Genomic DNA, 13,226 nt, shown 5'->3' with positions numbered 1-13,226 from the left:
GCACAGTCTACTTACATCATACTATCCAAAATAACACGAATATCATCTTCGGTAGTATCCGGATTGATAAAACAGAATCGGGATACCGTTTCATGGTTTTTACCCTGCTTCCATTTTGTAGGTGTTACCAATGCCAGACCTTCCCTATGATTTTTGTAGGTCCAATTTCTGTAATCGTCGGGAGACCATCCTTTGCGCCTAAAAAGCACGCAGGACAAACTTGGCTCCCTGACCAGTTCCAAAACGGGATTTTTACCGATCATATGACCGGCCAATATGGCTAGCTCCAAACCTCGTTCCACTGCCGCTTTGTACCTGTCCGTCCCATGCATTGCCAACGAAAACCACAAAGGTAGGCCCCGCACCCTTCGTGTGAGCTGTATTTGATAATCGGACGGATTAAAACCATGTGCTCCTTCGTCCTTAAAAATTTCGAGGTAAGAACCCTGTTGCGAGTGCGCTTTTTTTGCTTGCTCTGGATCTTTATAGATGACCGCACCACAGTCGTATGGAGAAAACAACCACTTGTGCGGGTCAATAGTAATGCTATCCGCACGTTCTATTCCGTTGAACAAATGCCGAACAGAGTCTGCTGCCAATGCGCCACCCCCATACGCCGCATCAACATGAAACCATAAATTATGTTCCCCACAAATATCCGCAATACCCAAAAGATCATCAATTATTCCTGCATTGGTGGTGCCCCCGGTCGCCACAACCGCGAAAAGCCGCTTACGATCATCAATGGCCAAGCTATGTATTTTTTGGTCGAGAAAATCGGCAGTCATTAAGTCTTCTGTATCTACCAAGTGTACGTCTACATCCATCACTTTGGCCATAGCCTTGATAGATGAATGTGCCCCTACCGATGTTATGATAAGTCCTTTCCTATTTTGGTTTTCGGTTTTTTTTCTCCATTGCTCTCGAGCGGCCACCATTGCGGAAAGGTTGGCTGCAGTACCGCCACTGGTAAAAACACCAAAAGCATTTTTGGGCAACCCTGTGAGCGACACCAACCATTTCATGGCTTCGTTTTCGCAAAAGATACCACCTGCACCTTCCATCCAATAGGCCCCGTGAATACTGGAGGCAGAAGTTACCAAATCAAACATTATCGACGCCCTGGTAGGTGAGGCAGGTACAAAGGCCAAATGCCGGGGATGGTCAATGGGTACGGTAGCCTTCATCAGCACTTCTTTAAACAAATTAAAGGCTTTCTCTCCCCCTATACCTTTATCCGTGATGGTTTCGCCTACCAATTTTTTGAGTTCCTCAGCTTTTTTGGGCTGTCCCAACTCTGGTGAAGTACTGCTTATGCGGCCTAGCACATATTTCATTACGTCCAAGGTCATCTCGACCAACTCCATATCAATAGTATGCATGTAATTTGTGTTTAAATAGATATGTATTGTTATCTATAAATTATAAATAGGTGTCAAGAGGAAATTAAACTATTTTGTGGTCAAAATGGCAAACTCCAATGAAAGGGGATTTAAGGCTCTTACAAGATTAGGGATGAGCTCTTCACCCATTTCTAGATATAGTTCGGAAAAATTAAGAGTACGTTCCTGCAGGGATTTTGCAGGAAATAGCTCGTTTTGAATTTCCGTCATACGTTGTACTTGGTCTTTCAATTTTCGTTTTTGAGCCCGTAACAATCGTTTTTCCAAATTATCCAAGCCTTTTTTTTGCTTTACCTCTTGCGCTCTTACAGCCCCTAAGAAAGATTTATCGGTTTTCTCCGCCAATTCGTACATTTCTTTGAACTGATTTTCCAAAAGCTGTTTTTGAGAGGAAAAATCAATATCGATATTAGAGATTTCCCTGATTTTTTTATTGATGAAACTACTTTGTTTTAAAAATAAGTCGGTCGTAGAAAGGTCCATTTTATTAAGCTTCTCATCTTGCTTTTCCGTAATGATGAGAGCGGAATTACGAAGTAACAATATCGGGAAGGGAACTCCCATTTTACCAAACATATGCTTTAGCTCCAACCAATAGGCCAGCTCCCCGCCCCCACCAATATAGCATAGATTGGGCAATATAACCTCTTGATATAATGGACGTGAGATTACATTGGGAGAAAAACGTTCCGGAAAATCATTGAGCTCCTTCATTAACTCCTCTTTGCTCCAAGAAATTTTTTTTCCGTTTACGCCATATCTTCCATCGGCTTCTACAATACGTTCGCGAACACCGTCAATCAAATAAAAATAATTGATTTCTCGGGGGTTTACCTGAATTGCGTAGGATTTAGGCAAAACTTCAAGTTGCGAAATCGTTTCGGTTACCGATATAAAAGGTATGTTTTCGAATATATCCTTTTCGGCATACGGTATCAGTAATCGCTTTAATCCATTATCGTCCCCATCTACGATCACCAAACCGTGATCGGCAAAAAGTTCGTTCGCCAAATACCGTGTAGCCCCTGTAAGGTTTTTGTGCTTCACGTAAGCATTTTTAAAAAGCTCTTTTAACCTTTGGGCATTGTTGCTTGACCCTATCACGTTCGAAAAAATATCGAGCACGTCATCAAGCCCATCCGTACTCAAATGACCTACGGCTCCCGAGACATCTTTGTTCCACTGTATTTTTTTCCCCTTAAAGTTGAAGTAATTGATTTCATCAAAATCGTGATCTTCGGTCGCCATCCAATATACAGGTACAAAGTTGTATTTGGGATAGGCTTCTTTGAGTTGTTTGGTAAGATTAATGGTGGATATTATCTTATAGAGAAAATACAAAGGCCCCGTGAACAAATTTAATTGATGCCCCGTGACCACGGTAAAAGTAATGGGTTCCTTTAACTGTCTTAGGTTTTCTTGTGTTTTTTTGGAAACCGTAAAACCTTTGTATTGATTTTGCAGTGCATCGTAAAGAACCTCCCTATTTTTATCGGGGAAGGTTTTTGCTTTTTCAGTAATTTGACCTTCAAAATTTTGGACGGATGGAAACCTGTTATAAAAGGGTTTTAGACTATCTTCTTCATCTAAATAATCACAAATTATATCAGAAAAGTAGCCCGTTTTTCTAAAGGGCAAACAATCAACTTTCATAAGCTTGTTAAAATAACAACGTAAATATAAAACTCTTGCTTCGGCGAATTACTAAAAATACGTTAATTACTTAAAACGATGTGTTTTCAAATCGTCAAAATACTGTGCCTGTGAAAAGAGAATTACGTCATTTATTATTAGATTTGATTCCTTACAAATCCAAACCAAAACAAATGAAACTGTTTTTACGTTCCTTCTTTTTTTTATTTTTTTCAATCTCGATTGCACAAGAGTTACAATCACCCTCCCAGTTTTTAGGTTACGAGCTCGGTACACGGTTTACTAGACACCATCAAGTGGTGGACTATTATGAATATGTTGCCAAAACCGCTCCTGGCCATATGCAATTAATGGAATATGGTAAAACCAATGAAAAAAGACCCTTGCTTTTGGCCTATGTCTCCTCAGAAACAAATATGAAAGATTTGGATAATATCCGTAAGGAACATATAAAAAATACCACTGGAGAGAGCAACCCGTCCAAAGCCATTGTGTGGTTGAGCTACAATGTGCATGGTAACGAAAGCGTGAGTACAGAAGCATCTATGCAAACGTTGTACGAGCTATTGACAAGCAAGTCCGATTACTTGGAGAACACCATTGTTATTATGGACCCCTGTATCAATCCGGATGGGCGAGACCGTTATGTAAATTGGTACAATCAATATAAAAATACGCCCAACAACATTGATCCGAACAGTATTGAACATCACGAAGGTTGGTGGAGCGGGCGTAGCAACCATTACATGTTCGATTTAAACCGGGATTGGGCCTGGTTGACACAAGTGGAAAGCCAACAGCGTTTAAAGCAGTTCAATAAGTGGTTGCCCCACGTGCATGTAGATTTTCATGAGCAAGGTGTGGACAACCCGTATTACTTTGCCCCTGCAGCTGAGCCATTTCATGAAGTCATTACCCCGTTTCAAAGAGAATTTCAGACCACTATCGGAAAAAACCATGCTAAATATTTTGATGCCAACGGTTGGTTCTATTTTACAAAAGAAGTATTTGACCTGTTTTACCCGAGCTATGGCGATACTTACCCTACATACAACGGTGGTATAGGCATGACCTATGAACAAGGCGGAAGCGGGCGTGCGGGATTGGGTGTTTTGACAAGTATTGGCGATACCTTGACCTTAAATGATAGAATATCACATCATCATACGACCGGTCTCTCTACGGTAGAAGTGGCGGCCAACAATGCCGAAAAGCTAAATACAGAGTTTAAAAAATTCTACCAAAATAAAGACTTTAAGTATAAAAGTTATGTTTTGAGTGGCGATAAGGATAAATTGACTGCACTTAAACGGCTCTTGATACAGCATGATATTGAATATGGGGTATCGAATGCGGAATCGGTTAGGGGTTTTGATTATAAACTTGGTCGAAATACAAGTCTGCGAAATAGTGAAGGTAGCCTGGTCGTTTCTACCAATCAGCCCAAGGGCACTTTGGTAAAGGTGCTGTTTGAGCCCAATGCCAAACTTACGGACAGCCTCACCTATGACATCACAGCTTGGTCTTTGCCCTATGCGTATGGCTTAGATGCAATTGCTTCGGAAAGCTTAGTCCCGGCTACAATGACATCAGGAAAAAGCAACTCTAAAGTTGAAGATAAAATCGTTGATATATACGCAGGAAAGCCTAGAACCCAGATTAATGAAAATGCTTATGCGTACATAACCGATTGGAACAGTATGGACGATGCCCGATTTTTGACCGATTTAATAAAAAACAAAATACGTGTGCGTAAAGCGAACAAGCCTTTTAAAATAGATGGTAAACCTTTTAAGAGGGGAAGTCTTATCATAACTAAAGCCGACAATCAGAACCACAAAGACTTCGTAGGCACATTAAAGTCTGTTTTAAGGAATAGCTTTGTTGAGCTTACATCGACCAATACCGGTTTTGTTGAACAAGGCAAAGACTTTGGCTCTTCTTATGTAGAGGTAATTCCCGATAGCAAAGTAGCTGTGCTTTCCGGTGAGCCGACCTCTACTCTTCGCTTTGGGGAAATTTGGCATTTTTTTGAACAACAATTGCATTATCCCATAACGGTAATCGACACCGATTATATGAATAGGGTTGATTTCTCGGCATACGATATTTTGATATTACCAGATGGCTATGGTTATCAGCAATTTTTGAAAAAAGACAAATTAAGTGATTTGAAGGAATGGGTTGCCAATGGAGGGAAATTAATTGCCATGGGAGGGGCCATTAAGGGTATAGACGGAGAAAAAGGTTTTAAGATCAAAACCAAAAAAATAGAAAAAGATACCACGAAAATCGAAATCAGGATTCATGAGCAAACCCAAAGGGAAAATATAAAACAAGCGATTACGGGAGCCATATTTAAAACCAAAGTGGATACCACACATCCTTTGGCCTATGGGTATGACAACACTTATTTTACCTTAAAATTAGGCGCTGACACTTATGATTATCTTGAGAACGGTAACGTGGTTTACCTAGATGCCGACACAATGCCGGTTGCAGGGTTTGCGGGTAGCGAAGCACAAAAGAAAATAGGGAAAACATTGATTTATGGCGTAGAAAACCATGGTAAGGGAAAAGTGATTTATATGGTCGACAACCCCTTATTTAGAGGGTTTTGGGAAAACGGAAAACTGTTCTTCGCCAATGCCCTGTTTATGGTAAATTAATATAATCGTCAAAAACTAAATATTATGAGATCAAAAATATTGCTAACCTTATGCTTATTGACCGCTTGCTCAATTTTTTCACAAGATTGTCCCGAGCCAAAAACGGAAAACTACAAAAAAGTAATGAGTTCTGCATTCGCCAAAGACTACAAGGATTGCCCAGTTACGATTGAAGGGGTATATTTTAAGGAAGGATATGCGAATGGGTACCGAAAGCCAAAAAAGGTTAAAAAAATGTATTTTTTTCAATGCACGAACTCCGATGGAAATAATAATTCCAATGCGCTAACCAATGAAGAGAGTGGAGATTTTTTCGTTATTGAAAAAGATAAAGCCGATACAGTAATCGAATTTCAAAAAGGGGATAAACTAAAAATAACAGGAACCACTTTTATTCAAAATTACTTCGGAATGGAACTGTCGGTCTTTTTTATCGTTTCCGATATTGAAAAAATAGAATAACCCATAGTCCATTTTGATGAAATTCTATCAATTCAAGTGAATTGTATCATTGAAATGATTAAGGATTCTTATCGAGAATAAGAATTTTGATCAAATGTTCTTGATAGTTCTGTTGAGTTGAAATACGATTTTATTCTTCAAAATCACTCGAATCAGATATCGATATTATATTATTACAAAATACAAAATGGGTTGGAATGATGAACAAATAGCTGAAAAAATAAAAAAGGAAGCCGATCGGCTTCCTTTTTTGTTTGAGTTGGTTCCTTATTCTTATTTTGCCACATTCACGGCACGTGTCTCACGAATGACCGTGACCTTAACCTGCCCTGGATAGGTCATATCGGTCTGTATTTTTTGTGATATCTCAAAAGACAGTTGTGCCGCTTTGTCGTCGCTCACTTTTTCGCTTTCCACGATTACACGTAGTTCCCTACCTGCTTGTATCGCATAGGCTTTTTGCACCCCGCCGAACCCAAATGCGATTTCTTCCAAATCTTTTAGACGTTGAATGTAAGAATCCAACACCTGTCTTCGTGCGCCGGGTCTTGCCCCGCTAATGGCATCGCAAACTTGAACGATGGGTGAAATCAGGTTTTTCATTTCTATTTCATCGTGGTGTGCACCTATGGCATTGCAAACATCCGGTTTTTCACCGAATTTCTCGGCCCATTGCATACCAAGGATAGCGTGGGGCGTCTCAACTTCAGCTTCGGTATTGGGTACTTTGCCTATATCGTGCAAAAGTCCGGCACGCTTGGCCAATTTTGGGTTGAGTCCCAGTTCGGCTGCCATAACCCCACAAAGCTTGGCGACTTCTCTAGAGTGTTGCAATAGGTTTTGTCCGTATGAGGAACGATACTTCATACGGCCAACGGCCCGTATCAATTCTGGGTGCAATCCGTGAATACCCAAATCAATAACCGTTCTTTTTCCTACTTCAACAATTTCCTGCTCTATCTGCTTTTCGGTCTTCTTTACGATCTCTTCGATTCGTGCGGGATGGATACGGCCATCGGTAACCAGTTTGTGCAAGGATAAACGGGCCACTTCCCTTCTGACGGAATCAAAGCAGGACAGTATTATTGCTTCAGGGGTGTCGTCAACAATAATCTCAACGCCGGTAGCGGATTCCAAGGCACGAATATTTCGCCCTTCCCTACCGATGATGCGCCCTTTTACGTCGTCCGATTCAATGTTGAATACAGATACACAATTTTCTACGGCTTCTTCGGTTCCTATACGTTGAATGGTATTGATGATAATTTTTCTTGCGTCTTGTTGGGCCGTTAATTTGGCTTCTTCCATAGTTGTTTGCATAAAGGCCATTGCGTCTGACTTGGCGGCATCTTTCAAAGATTCTAAAAGCTGTCCTTTGGCTTCATCGGCCGAAAGCCCCGAAATAACCTCCAACTGTTGAACTTGGCTTTTGTGCAGTTTATCAAGTTCGGATTGTTTCTTTTCCAAAAACTCACTTTTATGTTCAACCTCTTTCAATTTTGAATCTAGTTGTTCGTTGAGTTTTTTGTTTTTGGCCAGTTCACCGCTTATTTGGGATTCTTTGTCCCTTGTTCGCTTTTCGGCCTCGGCAATTTTTTTATCCTTATTGATGATAACTTTTTCATGCTCTGCCTTTAGCTCCAAAAACTTTTCCTTGGCCTGAAAAATTTTATCCTTTTTGATACTCTCCCCCTCGGCTTTTGCGTCTTTTACTATTGATGCGGCTTCCTTTTTTGCCGACGCTATCGTCTTGGATGCCTTTCCTTTCTCAAGGAATTTTGCGATGATGAAACCGATAATCAATCCAACGATTGCGGTTATGATAATTATAGTTGTAGTATCCATAGTTAAAAAAAATTATAAAAAAAACCCACATTGGCCGAGTTTTGTACAAACTCCAATAAACAGGTTTAGGGCTAACAGACCGATCAAGGATCCTTGTACGGGCAAGGCTTGCTTTTACGACCTAAACTCACCCTTCTTAAACAAATTAGTGTTGAGTTTGTCAAAAATTAATTACCAATGTGGGCAGTAACTTTATGTATTTAAAAGAACGTTATATCGTTATTTTGGAATTTACCAAATGGTCAAGTGCCTTTAAACGCTCTTCGACTTCTTTGGTATTTTCCGTAGAATCAATGCCTTTTTGCTCTATTTTGGACGCAAACTGCAGCGCACACATGGCGAGTACATCTTGCTTGTCCCTCACGGCATAGTTTTGCTCGAACTTCTTAGCCAACTGTTCTATGTTTTTTGCGGCTTTGCGCAACCCCTCCTCTTGACTTGGGTCAATGGTCAAGGGATATACGCGATCAGCGATAGAAAGTTTTATTTTGAGCTTATCTGCCATAGTATTTCGCTAACACTATTCGGCAAGTTGGGAAATGCAATGGTCCAACTCCCTAATCAATGTATTTATTTTAAGCTTTGCTTCAGTTTTATTGGTATTACTGCCCAGCATTGAGTTGGCCAATTTGAGTGAATTATACTTTTCCTCCCATTCGGAAACGTTGTCTTTGGTGGTATTGTATTCCCCTTTCACAGAAATAAGTTCTTTTTCCAACTTTTGGTTCGTCTGTGACAACAATTCCAATTTGTGCAACAGCTTACTTATTTTGTTCTCTAAAGAATCAACGATTTCTACCAATTCACTCATTTGCGAACATCAATGCATTTTACACAAAGTTAACATACCTGAGCTTACTTCGCAATAGTTTTGCCGATTATTCTTTGAGTATGACTTTAAGTTGCCTGTGGGTCAAACATTAAAATAATATGCTTCATTTCATTTATGGGTTCTTTAAAAATTCAACGGTAATGCCTACTTTCGTACCAATGAATTTGTTTATGAAAGCTGTATTTTTTTCCCTCCTTTTTATTTTATCATGTCAAATCAATGCCCAAGAAAAATATCCAAAGGACTATTTTAGGTCTCCTTTGGATGTTCCGATTATCTTGGCAGGTACTTTTGGGGAATTACGCTCCAACCATTTTCATGGGGGAATCGATATCAAAACACAGCAAAGGGAAGGATTGCCTATCTATGGGATTGCCGATGGCACCGTCACACGCATCAAAATATCACATTGGGGATATGGCAAAGCCCTGTATGTAGCACACCCCAACGGGTATACCTCGGTTTACGGCCACCTTCAAAAGTTCTCTCCCGAAATTGAGGCATACATTCAAAAGGTACAATATGATAAAAAATCATATACCTTGGAGCTTTTTCCCGATTTTGGGGAATTAAAGGTCAAAAAAGACAGTATTATAGCCTACACGGGCAATACAGGGGGCTCTTCCGGGCCACACCTCCATTTTGAGATACGCAGCAGTATTTCGGAAAAACCGACCAATCCCCTTTTTTACGGGATTGATGTACGGGACGCCACCGATCCTACATTGGTAAGCCTCTATGCCTATCCGCTTTCCAAAAATGCTCAGGTAAACCAAAGTGCGGAAAAGATGGAAATAAATTTCTCAAAACAAAGCGATGGTAGTTTTTTAGCCGACAAGGTATATGCCTCAGGAACTATTGGTTTTGGGGTAAACGCCTATGACCGACAAGACTTGGCCGCAAACAAAAATGGACTATATGCCGTTAAACAATCGGTAAACGGTAAAGTGTACACAGATTTTGATTTTGAAACCTTCTCCTTTGGGGAAACACGTTATATAAACACATTGATCGATTACCACCATTTTGGAAAATACAGGCAACGCATACAAAAATGTTTTCGTTCGCCGGGCAACAAACTCAGTATTTACAATACTTTGGTCAATGATGGTAAAATAGATGTACGGGAAGGGCTTAGTTACAATGTGGAAATCTTAATGACCGATTTTGAAGGCAATCTGACCAAACTGGTTATTCCTGTAGAAGGGAAAAAACAAGCACTGAAAATAAGGAGTAAAACCGAGAAAACCGATTATTATATCAGTGCCAAACGCCCGAACACATTTAATTTGGGGGTTGCAAGCGTTTATTTTCCCGCAAGTACCTTTTACGAGGATTTTTATATAGACCTTAGAGAGGCCAACGACACCGTAACCATACATAACAACACGGTTCCTGCCCATAGAAATTTCACCATTACTTTTGATACGGAAAAGTATAGCCCTGTGGAAAGAAAACAACTTTTTATTGCAAGACTTGACAGTAAACTAAGACCCAGTTACGCATCAACCTATAAAAGGGGGAAGACCTTTACCACCAGAACAAGAAACTTGGGTACGTATACCTTGGCAAAAGATACTATTGCCCCAGTCATAAAACCAAAAAACTTCAAAGAAAAACAATGGCTCAACAATTATAAGTATTTGAGCCTTACCATTGCCGATGACCTCAGCGGAATAGATTCATATTCGGCAACGTTAAACGGAGAATGGATACTTATGGAGTATGAACCCAAAAAAAATACCATTACCTATAATTTTGATGATAAAATTTTGGATAAGACCCAATGCGAGCTTAAGGTTACAGTAACTGATAACGTAGGTAATTCCACTATCTTTACGAGTAGTTTTTACAGAAAATAATCCTTTTGAAGTGTCCTGAACTCTTTCTATTTATTTTACTATCTTTTTCGATATACACTTTGATGGGCCAAACGGCCACCATTACGGGAATAGTCTTGGACGAAAACAATACTCCGCTTTCCAACGTAAACATAACCGCCAATGATATAGGCACTTCAACAGATGAGAACGGATTTTATATTTTAGAAATCATTGCCGATACAAAAAACAAAATCATTTTTAGCCATATTGGCCATATGAAAGTAGTTTTGGAAAACCTAGTCCTGACCACTAACGAAACCTATGAATTCAATCCTGTTCTAAAAACCGATGCCATACAGATTGATGGCGTGACCATTACCCCAACGGGCAAAAGAAATGTGGAAGGTATCGTAACCATAGCACCAGAGGTTGTACGTAAAATTCCAGGGGCCAATGCTGGAGTAGAAAATGTGTTGAAATTATTGCCCGGCGTAACGTCTAATAATGAATTGAGCACACAATACTCCGTGAGGGGCGGAAATTATGAGGAAAACTTGGTCTATGTTAACGAAATAGAAGTATATCGCCCATTTTTGATACGTTCCGCACAACAGGAGGGCTTGAGTTTCGTAAACAGCGATTTGGTTCAGTCCCTAAAATTCAGTGCCGGTGGTTTTCAGGCCAAATACGGGGACAAACTTTCCTCGGTTTTGGATATTACCTATAAAAATCCGACCAATTTTGGACTACGGGCCGATGTAAGCTTTTTAGGTGCGAGCATTGCCGTAGAAACAACATCCAAAAACAAAAGATTAAGTAGCGTTACGGGAGTTAGATATAGGGACAATAGCCTTTTGGTGAACAGTCAGCAGACCCAATCTAATTTTAATCCGGTTTTTGCAGATGCCCAAAGCTATCTTACCTATACCTTTTCAAGAAAATTTAATCTCAACTTTTTGGGTAACCTAGCCTTGAACATTTATGAGAACGAACCGTTGACACGGCAGACCAATTTTGGAACTATAAACAATCCACAGGCCTTGCTGGTCTTTTACGAAGGTGAGGAAAGTAATAGGTATACCAGTGCACTTGGAGGGCTAAAGGCAAATTACTATCCCAATGAAAATACGACATTAAAGCTAATTTCATCGGTATACCACGCAATCGAAGATGAAAATTCTGATGTTATCGCCCAATACGAACTTGGGCAGGTAAATACTGATCTAGGAAGCGAAGAATTAGGCGAGGTCGTCGCTACCCGTGGTTTGGGAACACAATTCAATAGGGCACGAAATAGTTTGGATGCGCTGATTTTTAGCTTGGCTCATAAAGGTATTTACAAAAAAGACAACAAAGCTTTGGAATGGGGTGTCTCGTACAAACATGAGGATATCAGGGACAAATTAATGGAATCAGAATTTTTGGACTCTGCCGGTTTTTCGATTCGCCCACCAAACCCAGAATTTGTAAATAACCAGCCCGAAGAACCCTTTGATGCCCCTATCACAGCCTTTGAAGGCGTAGATGCCATCAATTTTGTAACAACAAATCGTTTTTCCGCATATGTACAAATTGGGAACCAAAAAGAGTTCAAGAATTCTACCTTATATTACAATATCGGGGCGAGGGCGCACCATTGGTATGTTACCGCCAAAGATAACGGTACATCTTCCCAAACCGTGTTCAGTCCTCGGTTTCAGATAACCATAAAACCTGAATGGAAAAAGGACATGCTTTTTAGGTTATCAGGCGGTATATATTATCAACCACCGTTTTACAGGGAACTGCGAGACGAAACAGGAACGGTAAACCCAAACGTGAAAGCACAAAAGTCAATTCATTTGGTTCTTGGCAACGAATACAGTTTTTTGTTATGGGACAGGCCTTTTACACTGTTGAGCGAAGGATATTATAAGGCATTGAACGATGTAAACCCGTATACGTTAGAAGATGTCCGCATTAGATATAGCGCCAGCAACAATGCCGAAGCATATTCATACGGATTTGAAATGCGTTTGAACGGTGCCTTTGTACCTGGAACCGAATCTTGGATAAGCCTAGGGTATCTGGAGACCAAGGAAAATATAGACCAACGTGGATACATCTCAAGACCTACCGACCAACGTTTAAAAATGGGGATTCTTTTTCAGGATTATATACCCACCATATCCAATTTGAGAATGTACCTCAACCTGATATATAGTACAGGAGTTCCAGGAGGTTCTCCCAGTTATGCGGACCCCTATGTTTTTCAAAATAGATTACGGGATTATAAAAGGGCCGATTTGGGAATTTCATATATTTTTGCAGAAGCAAACAACAAGTATCCTAAAAAAGAAAGGTTACGCCGTTTTGACGAATTGAGTGTTGGGTTTGAAATTTTTAACCTGTTCAATAATCAAAATTCAATTACCAATACCTGGGTCAGGGACGTAGATAGCAAACAACAATTTGCAGTACCCAATTTTTTGACATCCAGAGTATTTAATCTAAGGTTGCGAATGAAACTTTAAAACACTTTGTTGGTCCTATGCATTTG

At 40.1% G+C, this 13,226-nt stretch carries 9 protein-coding genes and 1 other RNA gene; 4 read left to right on the top strand and 6 right to left on the bottom strand.

Features of this window, described 5'->3' with window-relative positions:
- Positions 1 to 11: 11 nt before the first annotated feature.
- Positions 12 to 1,382 carry a pyridoxal phosphate-dependent decarboxylase family protein gene (locus HYG79_RS13910; protein WP_179242675.1) on the bottom strand — a complete coding sequence of 457 codons (1,371 nt, stop codon included), beginning with the start codon at positions 1,380 to 1,382 and terminating at the stop codon, positions 12 to 14.
- Between the two features lie 69 nt (positions 1,383 to 1,451).
- Entirely contained in the window at positions 1,452 to 3,056 is a 1,605-nt protein-coding gene (bshC, locus tag HYG79_RS13905; RefSeq protein WP_179242674.1) for a bacillithiol biosynthesis cysteine-adding enzyme BshC, read from the bottom strand.
- Between the two features lie 173 nt (positions 3,057 to 3,229).
- Between bshC and HYG79_RS13900 the strand changes: the two genes are divergently transcribed.
- Positions 3,230 to 5,725, top strand: a complete 2,496-nt coding sequence (locus HYG79_RS13900) for a M14 family zinc carboxypeptidase (RefSeq protein WP_179242673.1) — start codon at positions 3,230 to 3,232, stop codon at positions 5,723 to 5,725.
- Between the two features lie 24 nt (positions 5,726 to 5,749).
- Positions 5,750 to 6,187 (top strand): hypothetical protein, encoded by a 438-nt coding sequence (locus HYG79_RS13895; protein WP_179242672.1) that lies wholly within the window; start codon positions 5,750 to 5,752, stop codon positions 6,185 to 6,187.
- Between the two features lie 273 nt (positions 6,188 to 6,460).
- Here the strand turns inward: HYG79_RS13895 and rny are convergent, their stop codons facing one another.
- The 4 genes from rny to HYG79_RS13875 all read right to left on the bottom strand — a co-directional run bounded on the left by rny (position 6,461) and on the right by HYG79_RS13875 (position 8,843).
- Complete coding sequence (gene rny / locus HYG79_RS13890; protein WP_179242671.1) at positions 6,461 to 8,032, bottom strand: ribonuclease Y; 1,572 nt, start codon at positions 8,030 to 8,032, stop codon at positions 6,461 to 6,463.
- 47 nt (positions 8,033 to 8,079) lie between these two features.
- Positions 8,080 to 8,189: non-coding RNA, 6S RNA (gene ssrS / locus HYG79_RS13885), on the bottom strand.
- A 54-nt stretch (positions 8,190 to 8,243) separates the two neighbouring features.
- On the bottom strand, positions 8,244 to 8,537 hold the full coding sequence (locus HYG79_RS13880; RefSeq protein WP_179242670.1) for a cell division protein ZapA: 294 nt from the start codon (positions 8,535 to 8,537) through the stop codon (positions 8,244 to 8,246).
- 15 nt (positions 8,538 to 8,552) lie between these two features.
- Positions 8,553 to 8,843 (bottom strand): hypothetical protein, encoded by a 291-nt coding sequence (locus HYG79_RS13875; RefSeq protein ID WP_179242669.1) that lies wholly within the window; start codon positions 8,841 to 8,843, stop codon positions 8,553 to 8,555.
- Between the two features lie 191 nt (positions 8,844 to 9,034).
- Here HYG79_RS13875 and HYG79_RS13870 point away from each other — a divergent pair, with 191 nt between their 5' ends.
- Positions 9,035 to 10,726 carry a M23 family metallopeptidase gene (locus tag HYG79_RS13870; RefSeq protein WP_179243568.1) on the top strand — a complete coding sequence of 564 codons (1,692 nt, stop codon included), beginning with the start codon at positions 9,035 to 9,037 and terminating at the stop codon, positions 10,724 to 10,726.
- Positions 10,727 to 10,788: 62 nt separating this feature from the next.
- Positions 10,789 to 13,200, top strand: a complete 2,412-nt coding sequence (locus HYG79_RS13865; protein ID WP_179242668.1) for a TonB-dependent receptor — start codon at positions 10,789 to 10,791, stop codon at positions 13,198 to 13,200.
- Positions 13,201 to 13,226 lie beyond the last annotated feature (26 nt).

This window comes from Costertonia aggregata, assembly GCF_013402795.1.
GTDB classification, from domain to species: Bacteria; Bacteroidota; Bacteroidia; order Flavobacteriales; family Flavobacteriaceae; genus Costertonia; species Costertonia aggregata.
The sequence above is the reverse complement of the archived record's forward strand: the minus strand, read 5'-3'. Positions and strand labels throughout refer to the sequence as shown.